This is a genomic window from Thioalkalivibrio sp. ALE16 (assembly GCF_000381305.1).
Lineage (GTDB): Bacteria > Pseudomonadota > Gammaproteobacteria > Ectothiorhodospirales > Ectothiorhodospiraceae > Thioalkalivibrio.
Map to the genome: position 1 here is coordinate 22,508 of NZ_KB906355.1, position 24,356 is coordinate 46,863.

Annotated in this window: 22 protein-coding genes; 16 read left to right on the forward strand and 6 right to left on the reverse strand. The window is 68.2% G+C overall.

The window, feature by feature from the left end; genetic code table 11:
- Positions 1 to 28: 28 nt before the first annotated feature.
- Both F627_RS0102065 and F627_RS0102070 read right to left on the reverse strand, forming a co-directional pair.
- Entirely contained in the window at positions 29 to 1,699 is a 1,671-nt protein-coding gene (locus F627_RS0102065) for a Na/Pi cotransporter family protein (protein WP_019583118.1), read from the reverse strand.
- A 21-nt stretch (positions 1,700 to 1,720) separates the two neighbouring features.
- Positions 1,721 to 3,121 (reverse strand): MBL fold metallo-hydrolase RNA specificity domain-containing protein, encoded by a 1,401-nt coding sequence (locus F627_RS0102070; protein ID WP_018878014.1) that lies wholly within the window; start codon positions 3,119 to 3,121, stop codon positions 1,721 to 1,723.
- Between the two features lie 193 nt (positions 3,122 to 3,314).
- On the opposite strand from F627_RS0102070, the gene F627_RS0102075 reads away from it, so the two are divergent.
- Positions 3,315 to 3,746, forward strand: coding sequence for a YbhB/YbcL family Raf kinase inhibitor-like protein (locus tag F627_RS0102075; RefSeq protein ID WP_019583119.1), 432 nt, complete (start codon positions 3,315 to 3,317; stop codon positions 3,744 to 3,746).
- A gap of 24 nt (positions 3,747 to 3,770) precedes the next feature.
- On the forward strand, positions 3,771 to 5,315 hold the full coding sequence (locus F627_RS0102080) for a BCCT family transporter (protein WP_019583120.1): 1,545 nt from the start codon (positions 3,771 to 3,773) through the stop codon (positions 5,313 to 5,315).
- Between the two features lie 7 nt (positions 5,316 to 5,322).
- Here the strand turns inward: F627_RS0102080 and F627_RS0102085 are convergent, their stop codons facing one another.
- Genes F627_RS0102085 through F627_RS0102095 form a run of 3 tightly spaced genes read right to left on the reverse strand, consistent with a single transcriptional unit; the run spans position 5,323 to position 7,175 of the window.
- Positions 5,323 to 5,667 (reverse strand): hypothetical protein, encoded by a 345-nt coding sequence (locus tag F627_RS0102085; RefSeq protein WP_018872340.1) that lies wholly within the window; start codon positions 5,665 to 5,667, stop codon positions 5,323 to 5,325.
- A gap of 25 nt (positions 5,668 to 5,692) precedes the next feature.
- Positions 5,693 to 6,022, reverse strand: coding sequence for a hypothetical protein (locus tag F627_RS0102090; protein ID WP_018876975.1), 330 nt, complete (start codon positions 6,020 to 6,022; stop codon positions 5,693 to 5,695).
- Positions 6,023 to 6,050: 28 nt separating this feature from the next.
- Entirely contained in the window at positions 6,051 to 7,175 is a 1,125-nt protein-coding gene (locus tag F627_RS0102095; protein WP_019583121.1) for a transporter substrate-binding domain-containing protein, read from the reverse strand.
- 74 nt (positions 7,176 to 7,249) lie between these two features.
- Here F627_RS0102095 and F627_RS0102100 point away from each other — a divergent pair, with 74 nt between their 5' ends.
- The 6 genes from F627_RS0102100 (at position 7,250) to F627_RS0102125 (ending at position 14,986) form a co-directional block, all read left to right on the forward strand.
- The gene (locus F627_RS0102100) at positions 7,250 to 8,491 is read left to right on the forward strand and encodes a methyltransferase domain-containing protein (RefSeq protein ID WP_026331997.1); all 1,242 of its coding nucleotides are present in this window, start codon (positions 7,250 to 7,252) and stop codon (positions 8,489 to 8,491) included.
- Entirely contained in the window at positions 8,488 to 9,243 is a 756-nt protein-coding gene (locus F627_RS0102105) for a DUF429 domain-containing protein (RefSeq protein WP_018876972.1), read from the forward strand. Before F627_RS0102100 ends, F627_RS0102105 begins: the two co-directional genes overlap by 4 nt.
- 60 nt (positions 9,244 to 9,303) lie before the next feature.
- Complete coding sequence (locus F627_RS0102110) at positions 9,304 to 11,637, forward strand: DNA translocase FtsK (RefSeq protein ID WP_038035675.1); 2,334 nt, start codon at positions 9,304 to 9,306, stop codon at positions 11,635 to 11,637.
- A gap of 135 nt (positions 11,638 to 11,772) precedes the next feature.
- Complete coding sequence (gene lolA / locus F627_RS0102115; RefSeq protein ID WP_026331998.1) at positions 11,773 to 12,432, forward strand: outer membrane lipoprotein chaperone LolA; 660 nt, start codon at positions 11,773 to 11,775, stop codon at positions 12,430 to 12,432.
- 400 nt (positions 12,433 to 12,832) lie between these two features.
- On the forward strand, positions 12,833 to 14,215 hold the full coding sequence (locus F627_RS0102120; RefSeq protein WP_019583125.1) for a replication-associated recombination protein A: 1,383 nt from the start codon (positions 12,833 to 12,835) through the stop codon (positions 14,213 to 14,215).
- A 6-nt stretch (positions 14,216 to 14,221) separates the two neighbouring features.
- Entirely contained in the window at positions 14,222 to 14,986 is a 765-nt protein-coding gene (locus F627_RS0102125; protein ID WP_019583126.1) for a TVP38/TMEM64 family protein, read from the forward strand.
- Here the strand turns inward: F627_RS0102125 and F627_RS0102130 are convergent.
- The gene (locus tag F627_RS0102130) at positions 14,921 to 15,478 is read right to left on the reverse strand and encodes a TMEM165/GDT1 family protein (RefSeq protein WP_019583127.1); all 558 of its coding nucleotides are present in this window, start codon (positions 15,476 to 15,478) and stop codon (positions 14,921 to 14,923) included. The two genes, F627_RS0102125 and F627_RS0102130, sit on opposite strands and share 66 nt — an antisense overlap.
- 303 nt (positions 15,479 to 15,781) lie before the next feature.
- Here F627_RS0102130 and F627_RS0102135 point away from each other — a divergent pair, with 303 nt between their 5' ends.
- From F627_RS0102135 to nirD, 8 genes are all read left to right on the forward strand, one after another.
- Positions 15,782 to 16,024, forward strand: a complete 243-nt coding sequence (locus F627_RS0102135) for a hypothetical protein (protein ID WP_026329796.1) — start codon at positions 15,782 to 15,784, stop codon at positions 16,022 to 16,024.
- Positions 16,025 to 16,114: 90 nt separating this feature from the next.
- Entirely contained in the window at positions 16,115 to 16,471 is a 357-nt protein-coding gene (locus F627_RS0102140) for a DsrE family protein (RefSeq protein WP_017941855.1), read from the forward strand.
- 127 nt (positions 16,472 to 16,598) lie between these two features.
- Entirely contained in the window at positions 16,599 to 17,912 is a 1,314-nt protein-coding gene (locus F627_RS0102145) for a nitrate regulatory protein (protein ID WP_019583128.1), read from the forward strand.
- Between the two features lie 479 nt (positions 17,913 to 18,391).
- Positions 18,392 to 19,696, forward strand: a complete 1,305-nt coding sequence (locus F627_RS0102150) for a CmpA/NrtA family ABC transporter substrate-binding protein (RefSeq protein ID WP_018866406.1) — start codon at positions 18,392 to 18,394, stop codon at positions 19,694 to 19,696.
- Positions 19,697 to 19,744: 48 nt separating this feature from the next.
- Complete coding sequence (gene ntrB, locus F627_RS0102155; protein WP_019583129.1) at positions 19,745 to 20,680, forward strand: nitrate ABC transporter permease; 936 nt, start codon at positions 19,745 to 19,747, stop codon at positions 20,678 to 20,680.
- A 26-nt stretch (positions 20,681 to 20,706) separates the two neighbouring features.
- A complete protein-coding gene (locus F627_RS0102160; RefSeq protein WP_018876963.1) occupies positions 20,707 to 21,507 on the forward strand; it encodes an ABC transporter ATP-binding protein in 801 nt (266 codons plus the stop codon).
- Positions 21,507 to 23,987: a nitrite reductase large subunit NirB gene (nirB, locus tag F627_RS0102165; RefSeq protein ID WP_019583130.1), complete on the forward strand. Its 2,481-nt coding sequence runs from the start codon at positions 21,507 to 21,509 to the stop codon at positions 23,985 to 23,987. Before F627_RS0102160 ends, nirB begins: the two co-directional genes overlap by 1 nt.
- Positions 23,984 to 24,355: a nitrite reductase small subunit NirD gene (nirD, locus tag F627_RS0102170; RefSeq protein WP_018876961.1), complete on the forward strand. Its 372-nt coding sequence runs from the start codon at positions 23,984 to 23,986 to the stop codon at positions 24,353 to 24,355. Before nirB ends, nirD begins: the two co-directional genes overlap by 4 nt.
- The last annotated feature ends 1 nt before the right edge of the window (position 24,356 follow it).

The window sequence follows — 24,356 nt, forward strand, 5'->3', positions numbered from 1 at the left end:
TTCTCCATTGCCAACGCGAGCGTGTACATCAATCCGTGTTTCCCTTGCGCAGCCCCCGGATCTGGTCTTTCAGCGCCTCGGTGTGGTGACGCGCCTTGGCCGCCTGAGTGACCAGGCGCCGCGCCATGCTGATGATCCGCAGCTGGCGTTCCATCTCGGCCATGCTCAGCGAGCCGAAGGTGCCCTCGCGTAGCAGGGCGGCCTTCAGTTCGGCATAGGCGGTTTCCACCGTGTCCACGGCCTCGGCGGCGGCCAGATCATGGCCATTGTCACCGTCGTCCGCCTCCAGGTTGCACAGGTCCAGGGCGCGGATCGCCTGTTCCTGCCAGGCGCGGCGCTGCTCGGTCACGATCGGGCGCTCCTCGCCGCTGGACTGGCGGCGCAGGTCGGCGATGTCGTCGGCCAGTATGGCGACCTCGCGGTGGTAGCGGGCGATGCGCACGGCCTCGGCGATCCCGTGCCCGACCTGTTCCGGCATCGGGTGATTGGCGGTATGCGCCGCGAACTCGGCGATGGCCTGAGTCAGCTGCTCCGCGGCCAGGCGCCGGCGGTCGAGGATGCCGGCCGCCGGCGGTGCGGTCTGCAGGGCCTCGCGCGCCATCGAGTGGCCGATGTCGGCCAGGCGTTCGGTCTCCTGGATCAGCGACTGCAGGGCAAGATCCGGGACCCCGGAGCTGCTGCGGTCCAGATACCGGGGCCGGGCGATGTCTTCCTCGATGGTGCGAAAGCGAGTCTGCAGCCAGCGGATCATCGGCGGGGCGACCGGGATCATCAGCGCCACGCCCAGCAGGTTGAACGCGGTATGGAACAGCGCCAGCAGCACCGCCGGGGCCGGGGCCTCGCCGGTGCTGCCCCAGATCCAGGCGATTGCGGCCAGGAACCAGGGCAGGATCAGCAGCGCGACGATCGCGGTCAGGCCGTTGAAGATCACATGGGCCGCGGCGACACGCTTGGCGTTCGGGGTCGCGCCGATCACGACCAGCAGTGCCTTGACCGTGGTGCCGAGGTTGGCGCCGATCACGGCGGCGGCCGCCGCCTCCAGCGGGACCGCGCCGCTCATCGCGGCGGTCAGGGCCATGGCCATGGAGGCCGAGGAGCTCTGCATCAGCACGGTCAGCAGCGCGCCGATGCCGACCATGATGACCAGCCCGAGGAAGCCGGGGCGGGCCAGCGCGCCCAGGTCGAAGGTGGCACTAAGCCCCTCGAAGGCCTCGCGCAGTACGTCGATGCCGAAGAACAGCAACCCGAAGCCGGCCAGGGCCAGTCCCAGGTAGCGCGGCCGCGCGGCCTTCATGAACAGGTAGAGCAGGGCGCCGATGCCGATCGCCGGCAGGGCGAAGGCCTCGATGCGGATGTTGAAGCCGATCAGCGCGACCAGCCAGCCGGTCATGGTGGTGCCGACGTTAGAGCCGAAGATCACCCAGACCGACTGTCCGAGCGTCAGCAGGCCGGCGTTGGCGAAGCCGATGGTGGCCACGGTGACCGCGCTGGAGGACTGCACCAGTGCGGTCACGCCCATGCCCGAGGCGAGGGCGCGCGGCCGGGTGCGGGTCCATTGCCCGAGGATATGCTGCAACGCCTTGCCGCCGGCGGTCTTCAGGCCGTCGGTCAGCAGGGTCATCCCGAGCAGGAACAGGCCGAGACCGCCGAGAAAACCGGCGATCAGGGCGTAGGTGCTGACGGCTTCGGCCTCCGGCATCGCAGCTGTGGGGATGCGGCGTTACAGGGTGATGGTCTCGCCAAAGGCCGGCACATGCGCCTCGGCCCCCAGCTCGTCACGCAGGCCGGCGGCCAGGGCCTCGCGCGCCTCCGGCTCGCCGTGAACCAGATGGAACACCGGCTGGTCCTGAAAGCCGCGTGCCCAGTCGAGCAGCTGGCTGCGCCCGGCGTGAGCGGAAAAGCCGCCCAGGGTATGGATCTTGGCGTTCACCGCGACCTCGTCGCCCAGCAGCTTGACCTTCTCGGCGCCGTCCACCAGACGCCGCCCGAGCGTGCCGGCGGCCTGGAAGCCGACGATCACCAGATGCGCCTCGCGCCGCCACAGGTTGTATTTCATGTGGTGACGAATGCGCCCGCCATTGCACATGCCGGAGCCGGCGATGATGATCGCGCCGCCCGTGATGCGGTTGATCGCCATGGATTCTTCCACCGTGCGACAGACCTGCAGCCCGGGCAGGTAGGCAGCCGGATCCCCATTCGCGGCCTGGTGCAGCCGGTCCATGTCCTCCGGGTCCAGCGTTCGGCGCAGGCGGGCGTACAGCTCGGTGACCTTGATCGCCATCGGGCTGTCGAGGAAGACCTTTTGCTGCGGCAGGCGCCCGGCGTGGTGCAACATGCTCAGGTGGTAGAGGACCTCCTGGGTGCGGCCGACCGCGAAGGCCGGGATCAGCACGTTGCCGCCGCTCTTGTCGGCCTCGGCCAGCACCTGCGCGAACTCCTCGACCGTCTCCTCCATCGGGCGGTGGTCGCGGTCGCCGTAGGTGCTCTCCAGCAGCACGTGGTCGGCGTGTTCCGGGCGCGCGGGCTCGTGCATCAGCACGGCGTCGGCATTGCCGAGATCGCCCGAGAACACCAGGTGCCGGTCGCGACCGCCAGCGGGCACGATCAGGTCCACGATCGCGGAGCCGAGGATATGCCCGGCATCGCGAAAGGTCAGGCCAATCCCGCCCGCGATCTTGCGCGCCTGGCCGTAGGGCACGGCCTCGCACAGCCCGAGGGTGGTGGCGACATCATCGATGTCGTAGACCGGCTCCAGCAGCGGCTTGTCCGCCCGCCGGCGCCACTTGTTCTCCCACTCGATGTCCTTGCTCATTACGAACGCGGCATCCTCGAGCATGATCTCGAGCAGTTCCTCGGTGCCCGGCGTGCAGTAGATCGGGCCGCGGTAGCCATCGCGCACCAGCTTGGGCAGGAGCCCCGAGTGGTCGAGGTGGCCGTGTGACAGCACCACCGCGTCGAGGCTTTCCGCCAGTTCGGCGAGCGGGGCGCGGTTCGCCTCGTCCGCATCGCTGTTGCCCTGATACATGCCGCATTCCAGCAGGACGCGGGCGTCGTCGGTCTCGAGGAGATAACGCGATCCGGTGACCTCGCCGGTCGCCCCCTGAAAGGTCAGTTGTGCCATGGGGAGAAGTGTACGCGGGACGCGGGTGCGATGGGCAGTCAAAGTGTCCGGGCTTGATCCCGATCAATCCGGCCCCGGATTGTCCGACGCACGGCTTGACCCGCCCCCGGCCGCGGGCGAGCCTGTAATCGGGTCATGGAGGAGGATGCGGGCCATGCGATTGAGCAGTCCGGCGTTTGCTGACGGAGAACGGATGCCGATCGAGGTCTCGGCGCGGGATGCCAACGAGCTGCCGCAACTGGAGATCCGCGAGGTGCCGGCGGGCGCGCGCAGCCTCGCGCTGATCCTGGAGGACCTGGATTCGCCGCTGGGGGAGGTCACTCACTGGCTGGTCTGGAACCTGCCGCCGGATACGACGCGGGTGGATGCCCTGCATCTGCCGAGCGAGGGGCGGTTGGGGATGGATGCCTTCGGCAAGGTCGGCTATCTCGGCCCGGTGCCGCCGGAGGGCTGTCATCACTACCGCTTCCGCCTGCTGGCGCTGGATGCCGAGCTGGAGCTGGAGGCGGGGGCGACCCGCAGCCAGTTCGATGCCGTGGCCGAGGGGCACGTGCTGGACGAGGCGGATCTCACCGGGGCGCTGTGCTCCGCCGACGAGGGCACGGATCCCGATGCGCCGGGCTGATCCGGCCAGCGGGGAGGCGGCGGCATGAATGACTACCGCCCGGAGGCCTTCTTCGCCACGGTGAACCCGACGGTGTTCACCGCCTCCGCGATCATGGTGGTGGTGTTCGTCGCCTTCGGGGTGATCTTCCCCGCCACGGCCAGCGAGGTGTTCGCCAGCATCCACGGCTTCATCACCGAGTATCTCGGCTGGGGCTACCTGCTGGTGGTGACCTTTTTCCTCGGCTTCCTGATCTGGCTGGGCTTCAGCCGCTATGGCGTGATCCGGCTGGGGCAGCCGGACGACCGGCCGGAGTTCGGTTTCGCTGCCTGGTTCGCGATGCTGTTCTCCGCCGGTATGGGGATCGGGCTGGTGTTCTGGAGTGTGGCCGAGCCGATCCTGCACTACCAGCACCCGCCGACCGGCGATGGCGAGACCGACGCGGCCGCGCGCCAGGCGATGGTCTACACGTTTTTCCACTGGGGGCTGCACGCCTGGGCGGTGTACGTGGTGCTGGGGCTGTCGGTCGCCTATTTCAGCTTCCGGCACCGCCTGCCGCTGACCATCCGCTCGATCTTCTACCCGCTGCTGGGGGATCGCATCTACGGCCCGATCGGGCATGTGATCGACATCCTCGCGGTGTTCGGCACCCTGTTCGGGCTGGCGACTTCGCTGGGGTTCGGGGCGATGCAGCTCAATACCGGGCTCAACGTGCTGGTCGACATGCCGGTCTCGCACTGGTGGCAGGTGGGCATCATTACCGCGATCACCGCGGTGGCAGTGCTGTCGGTGATCTCCGGGCTCGATCGCGGGCTGAAGTGGGTCAGCGTGTTCAACCTGGTGCTGGCGATCAGCTTCATGCTGTTCGTGCTGATCGCCGGGCCGACGCTGTTCATCCTGCGCTTCTTCCTCGACTCCACCGGCGGCTATCTGCAGCAGATCATCCAGCTCAGCCTGCACACCGACGCCATCGGCGGTTCGCAGTGGCAGAAGGACTGGACCATGTTCTACTGGGCGTGGTGGATCGCCTGGTCGCCGTTCGTCGGCATCTTCATCGCGCGCATCTCGCGCGGGCGCACCATCCGCGAGTTCATCGTCGGCGTGCTCGCCCTGCCCAGCCTGTTCGTGTTCGCCTGGATGGCGATCTTCGGCGGCACTGCATTGCACATGGAGCTGTTCGACGACGGCGCGGGCATCGCCGCGGCGGTCGCCGAGGACACCACCGTGGCCCTGTACGCGACCCTCGCGCAGCTGCCCTGGACCACGATCGCCTCTGGCGTGGCGACCCTGCTGATCGCGACCTACTTCATCACCTCGTCGGCCTCCGGCACCTACGTGGTGGATGCACTGATCTCGCGCGGCTCGAAGCACTCGCCGAAGCGCCAGCGGGTGATCTGGGGGATTACCGAGGGCGCGGTGGCCGCGACGCTGCTGATCGTCGGCGGCGAGCGCGCGCTGGACAGCCTGCAGACCGGCTCCCTGACCGCCGGGCTGCCAGTGGCAATCATCCTGGTCTTCTGCTGCTTCAGCCTGCTGCGCGCGCTGGGCCGCGAGTATCGTGTGGAGGGCGTGGATCCGCCCTGGCGTTGAGCCGCGTTCAGTGTTTCCCGAGCGTCTTGCGCAGGTGCTCGATCTGTTCCGGCTTGATGCCGGCGATGTCCTTGATCGGCAGGGTCACGGCAAACCCGTTGCCCAGTCGGCTCAGTTCCAGTTCCGCGTCCAGGTGGTCCAGCATGCGCCGGGCAAGGCTGGACTCCAGCACCATCAGCAGCACCTTGCGGCCGGAGGTGTCCTTCAGGTCCATGACCGGGTTGCGCCGCAGCTGGGCGATGCCCTGGGCATCCAGTAGGGTCAGGCCGGCGGCCCCGTCGCGCTGAACGATCTCGATCGCGCGGTCGGCCAGGCTGCGCGGGATGACGGCGGCGAGCAGAACGAATTGCATGGCAGAGTCTCCGTATCCGGGGGCGTCAGGGCGTGGTGGTCAGGTGGCCGACGAACTCCATGCCCTGAAGGGCGTTCACGTCCAGGGTGAAGGCAAGCCCGTTGTAGGGCTGGAACAGGTCGAGCTCCAGGTTCAGGCGCTGCGCAATGCGTTCGGCGCGCGCGGTATCCAGCTGCCAGATGCAGACCGACTCGTTGCCCTGGTAGGTCACGCCGAGAAAGGTCATGTGCTCGGGGAAACCGAGGCCCGAACCCTGGATCACCGCCCCGTCCGCGCCGCCTTCCTCGGCGGCGATGGCCAGGGCCTGCTCCTCGCGGTCCTGGTCGACGATCGCGATCAGAAAGGTCTCCTCCATGATGCTGTCCCCCCCGTGACGGGTTCCGTCAGTTGCCGAGATAGCGCCGCAGCACGCGCTGCCATTCGTCGGATTCCAGAATCTCGAGGATAGCGACGTTCATCGGGGCGCGCAGCGGCGAGCCCTGGGGCAGGGCGAGGGCATAGTCCTGGCGCAGAAACTCGACCGGCAGAACCTCCAGTTGCCCCGCAAAGTGCTCGCGGACCTGATAGCGCAGCAGCGGAGCGTCGTAGACCATGGCGTCGGCCCGGCCCTCGGCGACTGCGCCCAGTGCGGTGGCGAGGTCCGCATGGTCACGGTAGGCAAAGCCCTGGTCGTCCAGCCAGGCGGCGGCACTGGAGCCGCCGATGGTGGCGATGCGCTGGCCCTCCAGGTCGGAGACATTCTGGATGCCGGTGTCCAGCGAACTGACGGTCAGCGTGGTCGCAATGGCGGCGGTGAAGGTGGAGACCAGGATCAGCGCCGCGAACATCCAGACCAGCGCAATCGCGCGGCCGGGCAGGGTGCGCGGGGCCTTGTCGCCATAGCCCACCGTGGTCATGGTCACGGCGGCCCACCAGAACGCGGAGCCGAGCCCTTGTGCGGCACTGCCGCCGAACTCGTCAGCGTTGCGCCGGCGTTCGAACAGCCAGAGCAGCGCACCCACCAGCAGGAGCAGTCCGGAGAGCGCGAGGATGACCATCAGGAAGGGTATGGAGATGAACGCGCGCAGGGCCCCGGCGACCGGGTTGCCCTGCTGGGGCACTGCAATCGACAGCCCGGTGCTGTAGTACGGATGGGTGAAGTCGACCCGTTCGGCGCGTTCAGCGGTCGCGGTTAGGGCCGCGACCGAGATATCGATACGGTCATCCCCCAGGCCCTCGATGAGTCCCTCGAGGCTGGTCTCCCGGTAGTCGGAGTCCAGTTCCATGCGTTCGGCGACCCGCTCCCACAGTTCGATGGCAATGCCGGAAGGAGCGGCGCCCGGCTCCTCCGGCGCAATCACGAACGGTGGCACGAAGCGCGTCCCCACGCGCAGGGGCGAGTCGGCGCCGATGCCGCGGGCCCCATCTCCCTCGGCCTGAGCGGACGGCAGGGTCAGCAACGTGGCGAACACGAACACTGCGCCGGCCAGCAGCGACACAAACGGGAGCGAGCAGAGGGTACGGGGCATGCGGACATCCGGTGGGGGCTTGCCCGTACCATAACCGGAAGATCGTCAACGAGGCAGTCTACGGGAGGGTGTTCATGCGGGATCCATTCGCCAATCCGAATAACAGTGAAGCGCGACCGACGCAGGGAATGGCGGTGGATGTCGGCTTCACGCTGGACTGGGCGAGTGCCGAGGCCCGTCACCGGGAGTGTCTGTTCCTGCCGTGGTTGGAGCTGGAACGGGACCGCTGGCCGGGCGATCTCGGGGCCGCCCTGCGCGGCTCGGGCGCGGGGGTGGTGCACGAGGCCTCCCGCGAGGCCGCCGCGACCCTGGTTCCGCAAGAGGAGCCCGACCGCGTGCTGGAGCTCCCGGCGTCGGCATTCAACCGGGACCTGCGCCGGCATCGCCGGGTGGAGCCCCGTGCGGGGCGTTTCTACCCGCGTGCGTTCCTTGCCGGTTATGCGGGGATCGAGGCCGGGGATCGCGAGCTGTTCCGGATCGGGGCGCTGGAGGGTGATCACCTGGTGGCGGATCTGAATCATCCGCTGGCAGGGCACGACCTGCGGCTGCAGGCGCGGGTTATGGCGCGCCACGAGGTTGGGCGTGACGATGAGCGGACGGTGGATGTTGCCCGGCTGCTGACGGCCCGCGGGCCGGGCATGCAGGCCCGCTGGCGTGGACGGCCGACCGACTTCTGGGCCGACGGGGCGCTGGGGCGCGAGGACCCGGAGTCCGATGCGGTGTTCTATGCCGAGCCGCGCCGGGTGCACCACCTGGACGCGACCGCGCGGGCCGAGATCGCCGCGCTGTATGCCTCCTGCATCCCGCCAGGCGCGAGGGTGCTCGACCTGATGAGCAGCTGGGAGTCCCACCTGGACCGAGTCGAGTCGCCGGAAGCCGTGATCGGGCTGGGCATGAACGCCGAGGAGCTGGCGGACAACCCCCGGCTGACGTCATCCCTGGTGCACGACCTGAACCTCCGTCCGGAACTGCCATATGCGGCGGCGAGCTTCGATGCCGTGGTCTGTACCGCGTCGGTCGAGTATCTGACGCAGCCCGAGGCGGTGTTCCGCGCGGTACGCGAGGTGCTGCGCCCGGACGGGGTGTTCATGGTCACGTTCTCCGATCGCTGCTTTCCGACCAAGGCGATCGCGGCCTGGGAGCCGCTGTACGACTTCGAGCGCATGGGGCTGGTCCTCGACGTCTTTCTGCGCGCCGGCTTCGTGGATCTGTCGACCTTCTCCCTGCGTGGGCTGCCGCGGCCCCCGGACGACCCGTATGCCGGGCGACTGGGGCATGCCGATCCGGTGTTCGCGGTCTGGAGCCGGCGGCCGTGAGCGGCACCGTCCGCATCATCGGCGTCGATTGTGCGACCCAGCCACGCAAGACGGGCCTGGCTCTGGCCCGCTGGTCCGGCGGGGTTCTGCGTCTGGAGGCGGCACGGCGCGCATCCCCGACTGAACCGCCCGCCGCGATCCTGGGCGGCTGGATGGATACACCGGAACCCGTTTTGCTGTGCCTGGATGCGCCGCTTGGCTGGCCATCGAGCCTGGCAAGCGAGCTGGCCGGGCACCAGGCCGGGGCGGGCATCGCGGCGCACGCCGATGCAATGTTCCACCGTCATACAGACCGGGTGATCCGGGAGCGCCTTGGCAAACGCCCGCTGGAGGTGGGGGCGAACTTCATCGCGCGCACCGCGCTGGCGGCGGTCAACCTGTTGCAGGCCCTGCGCGACCACAGCGGGCAGTCGCTTCCGCTGCCCAGGGTGGCCGGGCCGATTGCCGATTCGACCGCGATCGAGGTGTATCCGGCTGCCTTGCGCAAGGTCCGAGGCTGGGAGACTCGGGTCGACGTCCGAGCCCGGCTGCCGGGGTCCTTCGAGGTGTCCGTGCCGGACCTGGACGATGTCACTGACGATGTGGTGGATGCCGTGCTGTGCGTACTGGCCGGGGCCGATTTTCTGGACGGGCAGGCGGTTGCGCCGACGGCAGACGAGGCCGCGATCGCCGCGCGCGAGGGATGGATCTGGTCCGCCGACCCGGAACCGGTTCGCAGCCCGGGCCGGGCGCGCCCACGAACGCCGGTTTAACCGGTAAACTGCGCGATGATTCGAGTTGCCCGCGACGCGGGCCTGACCAGTGGGGAGTGCATGGCCGCAAGCAAGGCCAAGACCGGGGGCAAGGGGAAGAAGACGGCGGAGCCGGTGGCCCCGCCGAGCCTGAGCGGGCAGCTGCTGCGCGGGCTGCGCGAGGGCGCGCTGCTGATCTTCGGCATGCTGGCGCTCTATCTGCTGGTGGCGCTGGCCAGCTATCACCCGGGTGATGCGGCGTGGTCGACCACCGGCGACGGCGAGGGCCTGCGCAATCTCGGCGGTACTACCGGGGCCTGGTTCGCGGATATCGCCTTTCACCTGCTGGGCTATCTGGCCTACCTGATCCCGCTGGCGGTCGCCGGCATTGGCTGGTGGCTGTTCCGGCATCGCCGCGAGGCGCAGATCGCCAGCCCCATGGAGCTGACTGTGCGTGGCCTGGCGCTGATCGTGGCGCTGATCGCCGGTTCGGCGCTGGCCGCGCTGCACCTGATGCCGGGCGGCATGCCGGTGCATGCCGGCGGCATCCTCGGTGACCTGTTCGGTGGCTGGGCGGTCGCCGGGTTGAGCCTGGTGGGTGGCACGCTGGTCCTGCTGGCGCTGTTCCTGGCGGGGGTGACCCTGTTCACCGGGCTATCCTGGTTCCTGCTGATGGACCGCCTTGGCCAGCTGGCCGTGCGCGGTTGGGAGCGTACCCGTGCGGCGATCGACTCGGCCCGTGACCGGCGTATTGGCGCCCGCGAGCGCGCCGAGCGCGAGACGCGGGTGGAGAAGGAGCGCAAGCGCACCGAGAAGCGGCCGCCGTCGCGGGTAGAGCCGCGCATCGAGACGCCGCCGCCCAGCCCGCGCGTGCAGAAGGAGAAGCAGGTTCCGCTGTTCACCGAGGGCAGCGGGGCCGATCCGCACCCGCCGCTGTCGCTGCTGGACGAGCCGCCACCGCCGCCCGAAGGTTTTTCGGAGGAGTCGCTGCAGGCGCTGTCGCGGCTGGTCGAGCTGAAGCTGAAGGATTTCGGCGTGGAGGTCGAGGTGGTCGCGGTGCAGCCGGGCCCCGTGATTACGCGCTTCGAACTGCAACCGGCCGCCGGGGTCAAGGCCTCGCGTATCTCCGGGCTGTCCACCGACCTGGCGCGTTCGCTGTCGGTGATGGCGGTGCGCATCGTCGAGGTGATCCCGGGCAAGTCCACGGTGGGCCTGGAGATCCCGAACGAGAATCGCGAGATCGTGGCGCTCTCCGAGATCCTGCGCTCCGACCTGTTCGATTCGAACAAGTCGCCGCTGACCATGGCGCTGGGCAAGGATATCGGCGGTGCCCCGGTGATGGCGGATCTGGCGAAGATGCCGCACCTGCTGGTGGCCGGGACGACTGGTTCCGGCAAATCGGTGGGCGTGAACGCCATGCTGCTGTCGCTGCTGTACAAGGCGACTCCGGACGAGGTACGGCTGATCCTGATCGACCCGAAGATGCTGGAGCTGTCCGTGTACGAGGGCATCCCGCATCTGCTGTGCGAGGTCGTGACCGACATGAAGGACGCCTCCAACGCCCTGCGTTGGGCGGTGGCGGAGATGGAACGCCGCTACAAGCTGATGTCGGCAATGGGCGTGCGCAACATCGGCGGCTACAACAAGAAGGTGCGTGATGCCCAGGCCGCCGGCGAGCCCCTGAAGGATCCGCTGTTCAAGCCCGAGGAAGCGATTACCGAGACCGAGGCGCCGGAGCTGGAGCCGCTGCCGTTTATCGTGATCGTGGTCGACGAGTTTGCCGACATGATCATGGTGGTCGGCAAGAAGGTCGAGGAGCTGATCGCGCGCCTGGCACAGAAGGCCCGTGCCGCCGGCATCCACCTGATCCTGGCCACCCAGCGCCCGTCGGTGGACGTGATCACCGGCCTGATCAAGGCGAACATCCCGACCCGCATCGCCTTCCAGGTTTCCTCGCGCGTGGACTCGCGCACCATCCTCGACCAGATGGGCGCGGAACACCTGCTGGGCCACGGCGACATGCTCTACCTCCCGCCCGGCAAGGCCATGCCCGAGCGCGTGCACGGGGCCTTCGTTGGCGACAACGAGGTGCACCAGGTGGTCGAGTACCTGAAATCCACCGGCGAGCCGGACTACAACGAGTCGATCCTCGAGGAGCCCGAGGCGGGTGCGGCCAGCATCCCCGGGCTGGAGTCGCCCGAGGGGGGCGAGAGCGAGTCGGATCCGCTGTATGACCAGGCGGTGCAGGTAGTGATCGAGTCGCGCAAGGCCTCGATCTCGTTCGTCCAGCGGCGCCTCAAGATCGGCTACAACCGCGCTGCGCGCATGGTCGAGGACATGGAGGCCGCCGGCCTGGTCAGCCCCGTCCAGTCGAATGGTAACCGCGAGGTCCTGGTGCCCGGGCCGAACGACTGAGCACCTTGAACCCCGGCGCAGCGACAGGGTCCATGTTCCCGATCGGTGACGTGGTGCGCCATCCCCGAACGATACATTCACGCCCGGTTAAGCGACCGGGCGCAGGATGAGGTCAACCATCCTTCCGGAGCTTGCATGAACGTTCGTCTTCTTCCCCGCTTGCTGGTGGCCGTGGTCGTCGCGACCGTGCTGTTCGCCGGCGCCGTGCAGGCGGCTGACCGCACGCCCGCCGCGGATGCCCGCGCCGCGCTGGATCGCTTTGTCGACGGGCTGGAGAGCTTCTCCGCCGTGTTTACCCAGACGGTGCGCGACGACACGGGGTACGTGCTGCAGGAGTCCGACGGGCGCATGCAGCTGGGCATGCCCAACCGCCTGCACTGGGAGGTGACCGAGCCGTTTCCGCAGACCATCGTCTCCGACGGCCAGGACCTGTGGATGTACGACCCGGACCTGTCGCAGGCCACGGTGCGCCCGCTGGGCGATGCCTTCGATGCGACCCCGATCGCCGCGATCACTCAGCCGGAGCGCCTGGACGAACACTTCCGCATGTCATTGCAGCCGGTGCCGGGGGGCGACGCCCTGCGCCTGGTGCTGGTGCCGCGCAACGAGCAGGCCGATTTCACCAGCCTGGACCTGGACTTGACCGCGGAGGGGGATCTCACCCGCATGGCCTTCCGCGACATCTTCGGCCAGGAGACCGTGATCCGCTTCCACGAGACCGAGCGCAACGCGGACCTCGACCCGGCCATCTTCACCTTCGACCCACCCTCCGGCACCGACATCTACCGCCCGTAACCAAGCCCGCGTCCTGTTGTTCACCACGAAGCGCACGAAGGCACGAAGAAGGTCAAGGGCGTTTACAGGAAGGTGGGGAAACTGCAAGGAGGTCGCTGGAAGTGTGGCGCTTTGGTTTGAATCCCGACGGCCCGGGCTACGTGACGACGTTGGTGTAATCCCGACCCCCCGCAACGCCGAACCATCCGTCATGGTGTGTCTGGACAGACGCCCTGCGCGCTGTCATTCCGGCCGGAGCGTTCGTACATCCCTTTTGCCGTGGATGTTCCCAACCCCAACACCAGCCCTTCTCCGTGTTCTCTGTGCCCTCCGTGGTGCAATCCGGCCTTGACCTTCTTCGTGCCTTCGTGCGCTTCGTGGTGAAAAAAGGGTTTTCGCCCGAAGGGTTACAATCTCCGTTATGAGCGATTCCCCCGAAGGCGATCTGTTCGGTCCGGATCCGGACATGGCTTCGCCCGAACCTGAACCGGAGCCGCCCCCGGCTGGCCCCGACCCGACCGCGCCGCTGGCCGAACGCATGCGTCCGGCGCGGCTGGACGAGATGGTCGGCCAGGACCACCTGGTCGGCCCGGATGCCGCCCTGCGCCAGGCGATCGAGCAGGGCCAGACGCCGTCGATGATCCTGTGGGGCCCGCCCGGCTGCGGCAAGACCACGCTGGCGCGACTGGTGGCCGCGGCCGGCGCCCAGCGACTCGTCACGCTGTCCGCCGTGCTGGCCGGGGTGAAGGACGTGCGCGCCGTTGTGGAGTCCGCGAAGGCGCGCCGGCGTAACGGCGTCGGCACGCTGCTGTTCATCGACGAGATCCACCGCTTCAACAAGGGCCAGCAGGATGCGCTGCTGCCGCATATCGAGGACGGCACGCTGACCTTCGTCGGCGCGACCACCGAGAACCCTTCGTTTGCCCTGAACAGCGCACTGCTGTCGCGGGCGCGGGTCTATCGCATGGAGGCGGTGGGGGCGGATGCGGTCGAGTCCCTGATCGAGCGCGCCCTGGAGGATCCGGAGCGAGGCCTGGGCGGGCGCGGCCTGACCCTGGAACCGGAGGAGCGCCAGCGCCTGGCGCGGGCCGCGGACGGGGATGCCCGGCGCGCACTGAACTGGCTGGAGACCGCCTCCGATCTCGCCCGCGACGGGGCCATTACCGGTGATGCCCTGCGCGCGGTCATGGGCGCGCAGTCCCTGGCCTTCGACCGCCAGGGCGATGCCTTCTACGACCAGATCTCCGCCCTGCACAAATCGGTTCGCGGCTCGGATCCGAATGCCGCCGTGTACTGGTTGACCCGCATGCTGGATGCCGGATGCGACCCGGACTACCTGGGCCGGCGCCTGCTGCGTATGGCTTACGAGGACATCGGCCTTGCCGCGGTCGGGCTGGGCGCGCGGGTACTGGCCGCCTGGCAGACCATGGAGCGTTTGGGGCGGCCGGAGGGCGACCTGGCGCTGGTGCAGGCGGTGATCGAACTGGCCGCCGCACCCAAGAGCAACAGCGCCTATGCGGCCCTGAACGAGGCACGTTCGGCGATCGGTGATAGCGGCAGCGCGGGTGTGCCGCTGCACCTGCGCAACGCGCCGACCGAGTTGATGCGCGAGGAGGGCTTCGGTGCGGGATATCGCTACGATCACGACGAACCGGATGGTTTCGCGCGCGGTCAGGTGTACCTGCCGGAAGGCCTCGAGGACGCGCGCTTCTACCGCCCGCGTCGGGATGGCACCGAGCGGGCGCTGGCGGAGCGCCTGGACCGTCTTCGCGGCGATGGCGAAGGGTCCGGAGAGGAGGGCTGACGGGGCATGATGATCCGGCATCACAAGCGCTCGCTCGTGCTCGCGGCGGTCCTGTTCGGGATCTCGCTGGCGTGGATCCTGCTGACCACCGAGTGGCCCAGCCTCGGGTTCCCGCTGGGCGAGCTGGAGGCCTGGCTGCGTGGCTGGGGTGCGGGTGCCTACCTGGTGTTTGTGCTGGCCTTCATGGTGCTGGCCCTGTTCCCGCTGCCCAGTACCTTCTGGATCCTGCTGGGCGGGGCGTTGTTCGGGCCTTTCACCGGCGGCGCCCTCAGCCTGCTGGCGGCCACCCTGGCGGCGGTCATCGCCTTCATGCTGGCCCGCACCTGGTTGCAGCCCTGGCTGGTCCCGCGCATGGGGCCGCGCAGTGCCCGACTGCGCGAGGATGTCGAGGCCGAGGGCTGGCGGGTGGTGGCCCTGACCCGGCTGGTGCCGGTGTTCCCGTTTGCGCCTACGAACTATGCCCTGGGGCTGGTGCGCCTGCCGCTTCCCGTGTTTGCACTGACGACCGTGTTGGCCCTGATCCCGGGCCTGTTCGCCTATGCCTGGCTGGGCCATGCCACCCGCGCGATGGCCAGCGGGGCCGACAGCGGCGTGCAGCTGGGTCTGGCGCTGCTCGCGGTATTGGCGTTGCTTCTGTTGCTGCCGCGCCTGGTGCGGCGCATCTGGTTGGGGCAGAAGACGCTGCGCGCCGAGACCTCGCTGGTTTCAGACCCAGGCGAGCAGGACTCCGAGGCCCAGAGCGAAGAACAGCAGCGCGGCGAGCGCGCGTAGCAGCCGCAGCGGCAGGTGGCAGGCGAAGCGCTGGCCCAGCCAGACCACCGGCGCATTGGCCAGGACCATGCCGATGGTCGAGCCGATCACGACCAGGATCAGGTTGTCGAAGGTCGCGGCCAGCGCGCCGGTGGCCACCTGCGTCTTGTCGCCCATCTCGACCAGGAAGAACAGCACCGTGGTGGTCCAGAACACCCCGTGCTTCGAGGTGGCCGGCAGCTCGTCCTCGCCATCCGGGACCAGTACCCAGGCGGCCATGATGATGAAGCCGATCCCCAGCCCCCAGCGCAGCCATTCGTCCGGCACGCTGGCGCCGATCCAGACCCCCGCCAGCGCGGCGAGAAAGTGATTGGCCAGGGTCGCCACCACGATGCCCCAGATGATGGGCCAGGTCTGCTGGTAGCGGCAGATCAGGAGCAGCGCGAGGAGCTGGGTCTTGTCACCCATCTCGGCGATGGCGACGATGACGGTAGAGACGAGCAGGGCTTCCATGACGGTCTTCCGGGCCGGGTGGGTGTGCAAGACACGTGACATCGCACCACCCACCCGGCCACGGATCGGGGCGCCATGCCACAGGTCTCGCGGGGCCCGGTGCCGCATCGGCGGCGGGGCTGTCTGCACCACGGTCCTCCGAGCGGAGGATCGAATCTGTTGATGCAGACCCCGGTGAGGCCAGGCCACCCGGGTCGCTACTCCCCTGAAGCTGGCAGGATTCTAGTCATCCAGGTCCGCGCGGGCAAGGACGATCGCGGCTCCGGGCTGCGCCGCCGCCGGGGCTTGGGTAGCATGCGCGCGATGAAAACCTTCGTTCACTGGGTCGATCGCGCACCCCTGTGGCTGTTTGCCCTGCTGGTTGCGACCGTCGGCCTGGCCCCCTGGACCCCCGAGCCGCATGTTGCGGAGAAACTGCGCTGGCTGTTCGCCGGTGAGCTGACGCGGCTACCGGACATTCTTGACCTGGTCCTCCACGCCACACCGTGGCTGTTGATGGCCTTCAAGCTCTACCGCAACAGCGTCACGGCCCGCGGCACCCCCTGACCCGAGTGTTTCCCCGCCGCTTGTGGGAAATCGACGCCGCGATCACCGGCCGCTACCGTTTTCGCACCTTTTCAACCCCGGGAGACTCCCATGCGCTTTATTGTTGCCGTCACCGCCGGTACCGACGACCCGACCCGCGCCACGCTTGGCATGATCGCCGCCAATGTGGCCAAGCAGCAGGGCCACGATGTTACCGTCTGGCTGCAGGGCGAGGCGGTGAACATCGCCAACCGCAACGTGTACGACAAGATCGTCGGCCACAACATGCCGGCAATGAAGGACATCGTGGATTCGCTGGTCAGTGAAGGCGTCCCGTTCTGGGCCTGCGAGGCCTGCGCCAAGGGTCGCGACGTCGGCGAGCACAACTTCCTGCCGAACGCCGAGATGGCCGGCATGGGCCACTACGTCCAGGCCGTCGCCGAGTTCGACCGCTCCATGAGCTTCTGATCGGCCGTGCCGTTCCGCGGGCGGGGCGTGATGCCCCACCCGTTTTTGTTTGTACCCCCGCTGCCAGTCGATCGAACTGGCACATCGCATGCTTGTTTGTTCCGGGAGTGATTCACGGACGACGAGCATGACCCAGAACACATCCCCTAATTTTTCCCTCGAAGAGTCCATTGGCGATTTCCTGGTCGCCTCGCGCAAGTGCGAGGTGGTGAGCCTGGAGCGCCTGCTGGAGGCGGTGCAGCTGGTCGGGCGCATCCGTGCGCTGGTGCATGCCCTGCAGCGCGAGCGCGGGGCCTCCAGCCTCTGGATCGGGTCCGGCGGCCAGCGCTATACCCGCGAACTGGAGCAGTACCGGGCCGAGTCGGACGCCGCCGCGGCCGCGTTCCGCGAGCACCTGGATGGCTGGCTGGCCCCGGACGCCTGCGCCCATGGCCGTAGCCGGCTGCTGGGGCGCATGGCGCTGGCGCTGCATGGCCTGTCCGGCCTGGGCAGCCTGCGCGAGGAGGTCCTGGAGCTGACCCTGAGCCCGATGGACTCGACCCGCGGCTTCAGCGAGCTGATTCGCGCCCTGATGGCCCTGGTGTTCGAGGCTGCGGATTCGGCGACCGATCCCGAGGTCTCGCGGGCCCTGGTGGCCCTGCTGAACTTCATGCAGGGCAAGGAACTGGCAGGGCAGGAGCGCGCGATCGGGGCCGCCGGGTTTGGCGCCGCGAACTTCGAGCCCGAACTGCGCCAGGCGCTGGTCCATCGGATCGATGCCCAGGAACGGGCGTTCCGCATCTTCTCCGAGTTCGCGGCACCGGCGGCCTGTGCCGCCTGGCGCGAGCTGCAGACGGCGGCCTTCGCCGCCGACATCGAGCGTCTGCGCCGCCGGGCCTGTACCGAGGTCTCCGGGCACCACGACCCCGCCCGGGCCGAGGAATGGTTTGCCTGTACCACCGCGCGCATCGACGCGATGAAGGAGATCGAGGATCTGCTGGAGATGCACCTGAACGAGTGCTGCTCGGCACGCATCACGGCGGATCGCGCGGACCTCGGCGCGGTGCGTGACCGGGTCGCGCAACTCGCCGAGTCGGAACTGCGCGACAGCGTCCCGTATGCGGTGTTCTTCGGCGCGCCGGAGGGCCTGGAGCCCGCGCAGGAGGAGGGCGATGCCGCACTCAACGTACCGATCGTCGGACACTCGGTGATGGACCTGGTGCAGCGCCAGGCGGCCCGGCTGCAGTCGGTGGAGGACGAGCTGCATGCGGCACGCCAGGCCCTGGCCGAGCGCAAGACCATCGAGCGCGCCAAGGCGCTGCTGATCCAGCACCGCGGCCTCAGCGAGGACCAGGCCTACAAGCTCCTGCGCCAGACGGCGATGAACCAGAACCGGCGCCTGGCCGAGGTCGCCGAGGCGACCGTCGCGATGTCCGACCTGCTGGGCAAGGGCGGCCTGTAGCTAACTCCCCGGGAAATGGATGCCGGCCCTGTGGGAGCGGGCTTGCCCGCGAAGCCCCTGCCAGTGTCCGCGACTGGCAGGGGCTTCGCCGCCAGGGCGGCTCCTACAGGTAGTGCACCAGCGCGGTTCATCTGCACCGCAAGCGCGCCCCAGTCTGGTGCCTTGCGGATCGTCTCCCGGGCGCCGGGTTTTCCGAAAGCGTTCGACTCCATACGGCGAACCATCCGATTTTCCCGCGCCATGGCGCGATTGTTTCTGGCGGGGTCGATTAGCAACGGCTAATTGGCACACCTCCTGCAAGACATTGAGCAAGACGAGCCAACGGCGGTTCGTCGCCTGACAACAGGGAGACCCGACGACCGGGCCTCCCAAGGGACTGGACAAAGGCGTCCATCACCCGGCTGCAAACGCGGCCGGGCTGATGTGACGCCTTTTTTCGTTTTTGGGATGTGTTTGCTGACAAGGGGAGTGAACCCGCAATGACCGATCACACGAATGACACGAAAAAGACCTCCGGCCTGTCGCGCCGGCGTTTCCTGGGCGGCATGGCCGCCGGGATCGGCGCGACCGCGCTGGGTGTTTCCGGGGCCGCGCCGTGGGGCTATGCGAAGGCCGGCAACGGCAAGCCGGAGACGACCGAGGCGAAGCTGGGCTTTATCGCCCTGACCGACGCCGCGCCGCTGTTCGTCGCGCTGGAGAAGGGATTCTTCGCCGCCCATGGCATGCCCGACGTGCAGGTGCTGAAGCAGTCCTCCTGGGGCACGGTGCGCGACAACCTGGAACTGGGCTCGCGCCGCGGCGGTATCGATGGCTCGCACATCCTGACGCCGATGCCCTACCTGATCCACCGCCGTGGCACGCCGATGACGATCCTCGCGCGGCTGAACCTGGCCGGGCAGTGCATCTCGGTGGGCGACGAATACGCGGACCTGAAGGTCGGGACCGACACGACCGAGTTCAAGGGCGCGCTGGCCGAGAAGGCCGCCGGCGGTGACGACATCCGCGCGGCGATGACCTTTCCCGGCGGGACCCATGACCTGTGGATCCGCTACTGGATGGCCGCCGGTGGGATCGACCCGGATCGCGACATCGCCACCATCGTCGTCCCGCCGGCGCAGATGGTCGCCAACATGCGCGTCGGTTCCATGGACACCTTCTGTGTCTGCGAGCCCTGGAACATGCAGCTGATCAACCAGGGCATCGGCTACACCGCGAACACCACCGGCGAGCTCTGGCACAACCACCCGGAAAAGGCGCTGGGGATGCGCGCGGACTGGGTGGAAGCCAATCCGAATGCGGCCCGCGCCCTGACAATGGCGGTAATGGAGGCGCAGATGTACTGCGAGGATCCGGCGAACAAGGAAGAGGTCGCCGAGATCTGTTCGCGCCGGCGCTACATCCACGCCCCGTACGCCGACATCATCGATCGCATGCAGGGGAACTTCGACTACGGCACCGGCCGCGTGGTCGAGGACCACCCCGACCAGATGCGCTACTGGAAGGACCAGGCCTCCTATCCCTTCAAGAGCCACGACCTGTGGTTCCTTACCGAGGACATCCGCTGGGGTTACCTGCCGCCGGATCTCGACATGCAGGCCCTGGTAGACGAGGTCAACCGCGAGGATATCTGGCGCGAGGCGGCCGACACGCTTGGCATCGATTCGGCCGACATCCCCGAATCCACCTCGCGCGGCCAGGAAACGTTCTTCGACGGCAAGGTCTTCGACCCGGAAGACCCGCAGGCCTACCTCGACAGCCTGGAGATCAAGGCGATCGCGTCCTGACGCGGCGGCCCGCCGACACCTGCACAGACGATTCAAGAGGATTCGATGATGAGTGCCATTCTCGATCGCAACATGACCTTCGGCGCCGGGCGCGAACGTCCGGCGGCCGCGGAGACCTCCACGGCCCCGGTGGCCCGCTCGGCCCCGCCGTCGGCCCGTTCCGGCGGTGCCCCGCCGCCCGACCCCGGGCTCTGGGGCCGGCGTATGCGCCACGCGGCCACCGTGGTGCTGCCCCCGGTGATCGTGACCGCGATTTTTTTGTTTCTGTGGGAAATGATGACGTCCTCCCAGGGAGCCGTACTGCCCGGCCCGAGTCAGGTGATCACCGACACCTGGGAACTGATCGTCAATCCGTTCTATGACCACGGTGGCAACGACGTGGGCATGGCCTGGCAGCTGCTTGCCAGCCTGGAACGTGTGGCCTACGGCTATGCCCTGGCGGTGGTGGCCGGGATCGGTCTCGGCGTGCTGGTCGGCCAGTCCACCTGGGCGATGCGCGGGCTGGACCCGCTGTTCCAGGTGCTGCGCACTGTACCGCCGTTGGCCTGGCTGCCGATCTCCCTGGCTGCCTTCCAGGCCAGCAACCCGTCGGCCATCTTCGTGATCTTCATCACCGCGATCTGGCCGATCATCATCAACACCTCGGTCGGCATCCGGAACATCTCGCAGGACTACGTGAACGTGGCCCGCGTGCTGCGTCTGAACGGCTTCGAGTACTTCACCAAGATCATGCTCCCGGCCGCCGCGCCGTATGTCTTCTCCGGTCTGCGCATCGGCATCGGCCTCGCCTGGCTGGCGATCGTTGCCGCCGAGATGTTGATCGGCGGGGTCGGCATCGGCTTCTTCATCTGGGATGCCTGGAACGCCTCCATGCTCAGCGACATCGTGCTGGCCCTGGTCTACGTCGGCCTGGTCGGGTTCTTCCTCGACCGTCTGGTCGCGATCGTCGGCAACTGGGTCACCCGCGGCACGCAGGCCGGCTGAGCCGGCCCCCTCAAAGGAGAATCATCATGACCAGCTATCTCTCCATCGAACACGTCCACAAGACCTTTGGCGAAGGCCCGACGGCCAGCGAGGTGCTGCGCGACGTCGACCTGCACGTGGACCGCGGCGAGTTCATCTCCATCATCGGCCACTCCGGCTGCGGCAAGTCGACGGTGCTCAACATCGTCGCCGGGCTGCTGGAGACCAGCACCGGCGCGGTGATCCTGGATGGCAAGGAGGTCAGCAAGCCGGGTCCGGATCGCAGTGTCGTGTTCCAGAACCACTCCCTGCTGCCCTGGCTGACCGTGCGCGACAACGTGGCGCTGGCGGTGGACAAGACCTTCAAGGGCACCAAGTCCGCCGCCGAACGCCGCGAGTGGATCCTGCAGACGCTGGATATGGTCGGCATGAGCCACGCGCTGGACAAGCGCCCGGACGAGATCTCCGGCGGCATGAAGCAGCGCGTGGGCATCGCCCGGGCGCTGGCGATGGAGCCGAAGGTCCTGCTGATGGACGAACCCTTCGGCGCGCTTGACGCGCTGACCCGGGCGCACCTGCAGGACGAGGTGATGCGCATCCAGTCGGAGCTGGGCAATACCGTGCTGATGGTCACTCACGACGTGGACGAGGCGGTGTTGCTGTCCAACCGCATCGTGATGATGACCAACGGCCCGGCGGCGACCATCGGCGAGATTCTGGAGATCGACCTGCCGAAGCCGCGCGAGCGCCTGGCGATGGCCGACAACGCCGATTACAACCACTACCGGGCCGAGGTGCTGCGCTTTCTCCACGAGCGCCACAAGAACCCCGAGTCGGAGGCCGCGTGATGGATACCGCGAACGACAAGCCGCGGCTGGTCCTGATCGGCAACGGCATGGCCGGAATGCGCACGGTCGAGGAGCTTTTGAAGCTCAAGCCGGACATGTACGACATCACCGTGTTCGGTGCCGAGCCCTGGGGCAACTACAACCGCATCATGCTCTCGCCGGTACTGGCCTCGGAGAAGACCGTCGACGAGATCATGCTGAACGACGATGCCTGGTATGCCGAACGCGGCATCACCCTGCACAAGGGCAAGCGCATTGAGCGGATCGACCGCGTAAACCGGCGGGTGATCGCCGAGGACGGCACCGAGGCGCCCTATGACCGCCTGCTGCTGGCGACCGGCTCCGACCCGGTGATGATCCCGGTGCCGGGGCACGAACTCGAGGGCGTGGTCGCCTTCCGCGATATCCACGACGTGGACGCGATGCTCGCGGCCAGTCGCGCACACCGGCATGCGGTGGTGATCGGCGGTGGCCTGCTAGGCCTGGAGGCCGCCAACGGTCTGATGCGCCAGGGCATGGAGGTCACCGTGGTGCACCTGATGGATCACCTGATGGAGCGCCAGTTGGATGCCGAGGCCGCCGGGATGCTGCGCGGCTCGCTGGAGCAGCGCGGCATGCGTTTTCGCATGGCGCACCAGACCGAGACGATCCTGGGCGAGGACCGCGTCACCGGCGTGCGCTTCACCGACGGCAGCGAGGTCGATGCCGATCTGGTGGTGATGGCGGTCGGCATCCGCCCGAACACCGCGCTGGCCGAGTCCGCCGGGCTGCACTGCGAGCGCGGCGTGGTGGTGAACGACACCATGCAGACCTATGACCCGTCGATCTATGCGGTCGGCGAGTGCGTGCAGCACCGCGGCGCCACCTACGGCCTGGTCGCGCCCCTGTGGGAGCAGGCGAAGGTCTGCGCCAACCACCTGGCCGAGTACGGCATCGGGCGTTACGAGGGCTCGATGACCTCCACCAAGCTGAAGGTGACCGGGATCGACCTGTTCTCTGCCGGCGACTTCACCGGCGACGAGACCACCGAGGACCTGGTGTTCAAGGATGCCGCGCGCGGCGTCTACAAGCGCCTGGTGCTGAAGGACAACCGGATCCAGGGGGCGGTGCTGTACGGCGATACCCTGGACGGCTCCTGGTACTTCCAGCTGATGCGCGATGCCACGCCGGTGGCCGACATCCGCGAGAACCTGCTGTTCGGCCAGGCGCATATCGGTGACTCCGGCCACGGCGACGAGGCCTCGCGGGTCGCGGCGATGCCCGACGAGGCCGAGATCTGCGGCTGCAACGGCGTGTGCAAGGGCGAGATCGTCCAGGCAATCAGCGAGCACAAGCTGTTCACGCTGGAGGACGTGCGCGCCCACACCAAGGCGTCGAACTCCTGTGGCTCCTGCACCGGGCTGGTGGAGTCCGTGCTCGCCACCACGCTGGGCGGCGACTACTCCGACGCCCCGGCGAAAAAGCCGGTCTGCGCCTGCACCGACCACAGCCACGACGAGGTGCGCGCGGCGATCAGCCGCGACGGGCTGAAGACCATGGACGCGGTGTTCGAGGCCCTCGACTGGAAGACCCCGAACGGCTGCCATGTCTGCCGCCCGGCGCTCAACTACTACCTGCTGGCGGCCTGGCCGAAGGACTACCAGGACGACGCCCAGTCGCGCTTCATCAACGAGCGTGCCCACGGCAACATCCAGAAGGACGGCACCTATTCCGTCGTGCCGCGCATCTGGGGCGGAGTGACCACGCCGGCCGAGCTGCGCGCGATCGCCGAGGTGGCCGAGCGCTACCAGGTGCCCACGGTCAAGTTCACCGGTGGCCAGCGCATCGACCTGTTGGGGGTCAAGAAGGTCGACCTGCCGGCGATGTGGCGCGATCTCGGCGCCGCCGGGTTTGTCTCCGGCCATGCCTACGGCAAGGCCCTGCGCACGGTGAAGACCTGTGTCGGTTCCGAGTGGTGCCGCTTCGGCACCCAGGACTCGACCGGGCTCGGCATCCAGCTGGAACGGATGACCTGGGGCTCCTGGACCCCGCACAAGTTCAAGATGGCGGTCTCCGGCTGTCCGCGTAACTGCGCCGAGGCGACGATCAAGGACCTGGGCGTGGTCTGCGTGGACTCGGGCTACGAGCTGCACGTGGGCGGCAACGGCGGGGTGAAGGTCCGCGCCACCGACTTCCTCTGCAAGGTGGAAACCGAGACCGAGGTGCTCGAATACGCAGGGGCCTTCATGCAGTTCTATCGCGAAGACGCGCGCTACCTGGAGCGCACCGCCCCGTGGATCGAGCGCGTCGGGCTGACCCGCGTGAAGGAACGCCTGGTGGACGACGCCGAGAACCGCGCCGCGCTGTACGCCCGCTTCCTGGAGTCGCAGGAGGTGGCGCAGGTGGACCCCTGGGCCGAGCGGGCCGCCGGGCATGCGGCGCACGAGTTCATCCCGATCACGCCGGTGGACGCGGCCCCGCGCCAGGGGGTGTCGGCATGAGCTGGCTCGCGATCTGTCCGCTCGAGGACATCCCGCCGCTGGGTGCGCGCGTGGTGGCGGGCCCGAACGGCGACATCGCCGTGTTCCGCACCGCGGATGACCGCGTGTTTGCCCTGCGCGACCAGTGCCCGCACAAGGGCGGGCCGCTGTCGCAGGGCATCGTCCACGGCGAGCGCGTGACCTGCCCGCTGCACAACTGGGTGATCGACCTGCAGTCCGGCGAGGCCACCGGGGCGGACAGTGGCTGCACCCATGCCTTCCCGATCCGGGTGACCGACGGTCAGGTGTGGCTGGATCTCTCCGGCGCCACGGCCAATTCCGCGGACGATCCCTCGGCAGTGCCGGTCGCCTGCCGCGAGGCGGGCTGAG

Bases quoted from the DNA above. Each gene is read 5' to 3' on its own strand.
- F627_RS0102135 (WP_026329796.1), top strand. From the start codon at position 15,782: ATGAAAACCTTCGTTCACTGGGTCGATCGCGCACCCCTGTGGCTGTTT.
- F627_RS0102120 (WP_019583125.1), top strand. From the start codon at position 12,833: ATGAGCGATTCCCCCGAAGGCGATCTGTTCGGTCCGGATCCGGACATG.
- F627_RS0102130 (WP_019583127.1), bottom strand. From the start codon at position 15,478: ATGGAAGCCCTGCTCGTCTCTACCGTCATCGTCGCCATCGCCGAGATG.
- F627_RS0102140 (WP_017941855.1), top strand. From the start codon at position 16,115: ATGCGCTTTATTGTTGCCGTCACCGCCGGTACCGACGACCCGACCCGC.
- F627_RS0102150 (WP_018866406.1), top strand. From the start codon at position 18,392: ATGACCGATCACACGAATGACACGAAAAAGACCTCCGGCCTGTCGCGC.
- F627_RS0102085 (WP_018872340.1), bottom strand. From the start codon at position 5,667: ATGCAATTCGTTCTGCTCGCCGCCGTCATCCCGCGCAGCCTGGCCGAC.
- F627_RS0102065 (WP_019583118.1), bottom strand. From the start codon at position 1,699: ATGCCGGAGGCCGAAGCCGTCAGCACCTACGCCCTGATCGCCGGTTTT.
- F627_RS0102075 (WP_019583119.1), top strand. From the start codon at position 3,315: ATGCCGATCGAGGTCTCGGCGCGGGATGCCAACGAGCTGCCGCAACTG.
- F627_RS0102090 (WP_018876975.1), bottom strand. From the start codon at position 6,022: ATGGAGGAGACCTTTCTGATCGCGATCGTCGACCAGGACCGCGAGGAG.
- F627_RS0102095 (WP_019583121.1), bottom strand. From the start codon at position 7,175: ATGCCCCGTACCCTCTGCTCGCTCCCGTTTGTGTCGCTGCTGGCCGGC.
- ntrB (WP_019583129.1), top strand. From the start codon at position 19,745: ATGAGTGCCATTCTCGATCGCAACATGACCTTCGGCGCCGGGCGCGAA.
- nirB (WP_019583130.1), top strand. From the start codon at position 21,507: ATGGATACCGCGAACGACAAGCCGCGGCTGGTCCTGATCGGCAACGGC.
- F627_RS0102070 (WP_018878014.1), bottom strand. From the start codon at position 3,121: ATGGCACAACTGACCTTTCAGGGGGCGACCGGCGAGGTCACCGGATCG.
- F627_RS0102080 (WP_019583120.1), top strand. From the start codon at position 3,771: ATGAATGACTACCGCCCGGAGGCCTTCTTCGCCACGGTGAACCCGACG.
- nirD (WP_018876961.1), top strand. From the start codon at position 23,984: ATGAGCTGGCTCGCGATCTGTCCGCTCGAGGACATCCCGCCGCTGGGT.
- F627_RS0102145 (WP_019583128.1), top strand. From the start codon at position 16,599: ATGACCCAGAACACATCCCCTAATTTTTCCCTCGAAGAGTCCATTGGC.
- F627_RS0102160 (WP_018876963.1), top strand. From the start codon at position 20,707: ATGACCAGCTATCTCTCCATCGAACACGTCCACAAGACCTTTGGCGAA.
- lolA (WP_026331998.1), top strand. From the start codon at position 11,773: ATGAACGTTCGTCTTCTTCCCCGCTTGCTGGTGGCCGTGGTCGTCGCG.
- F627_RS0102125 (WP_019583126.1), top strand. From the start codon at position 14,222: ATGATGATCCGGCATCACAAGCGCTCGCTCGTGCTCGCGGCGGTCCTG.
- F627_RS0102100 (WP_026331997.1), top strand. From the start codon at position 7,250: ATGCGGGATCCATTCGCCAATCCGAATAACAGTGAAGCGCGACCGACG.
- F627_RS0102110 (WP_038035675.1), top strand. From the start codon at position 9,304: ATGGCCGCAAGCAAGGCCAAGACCGGGGGCAAGGGGAAGAAGACGGCG.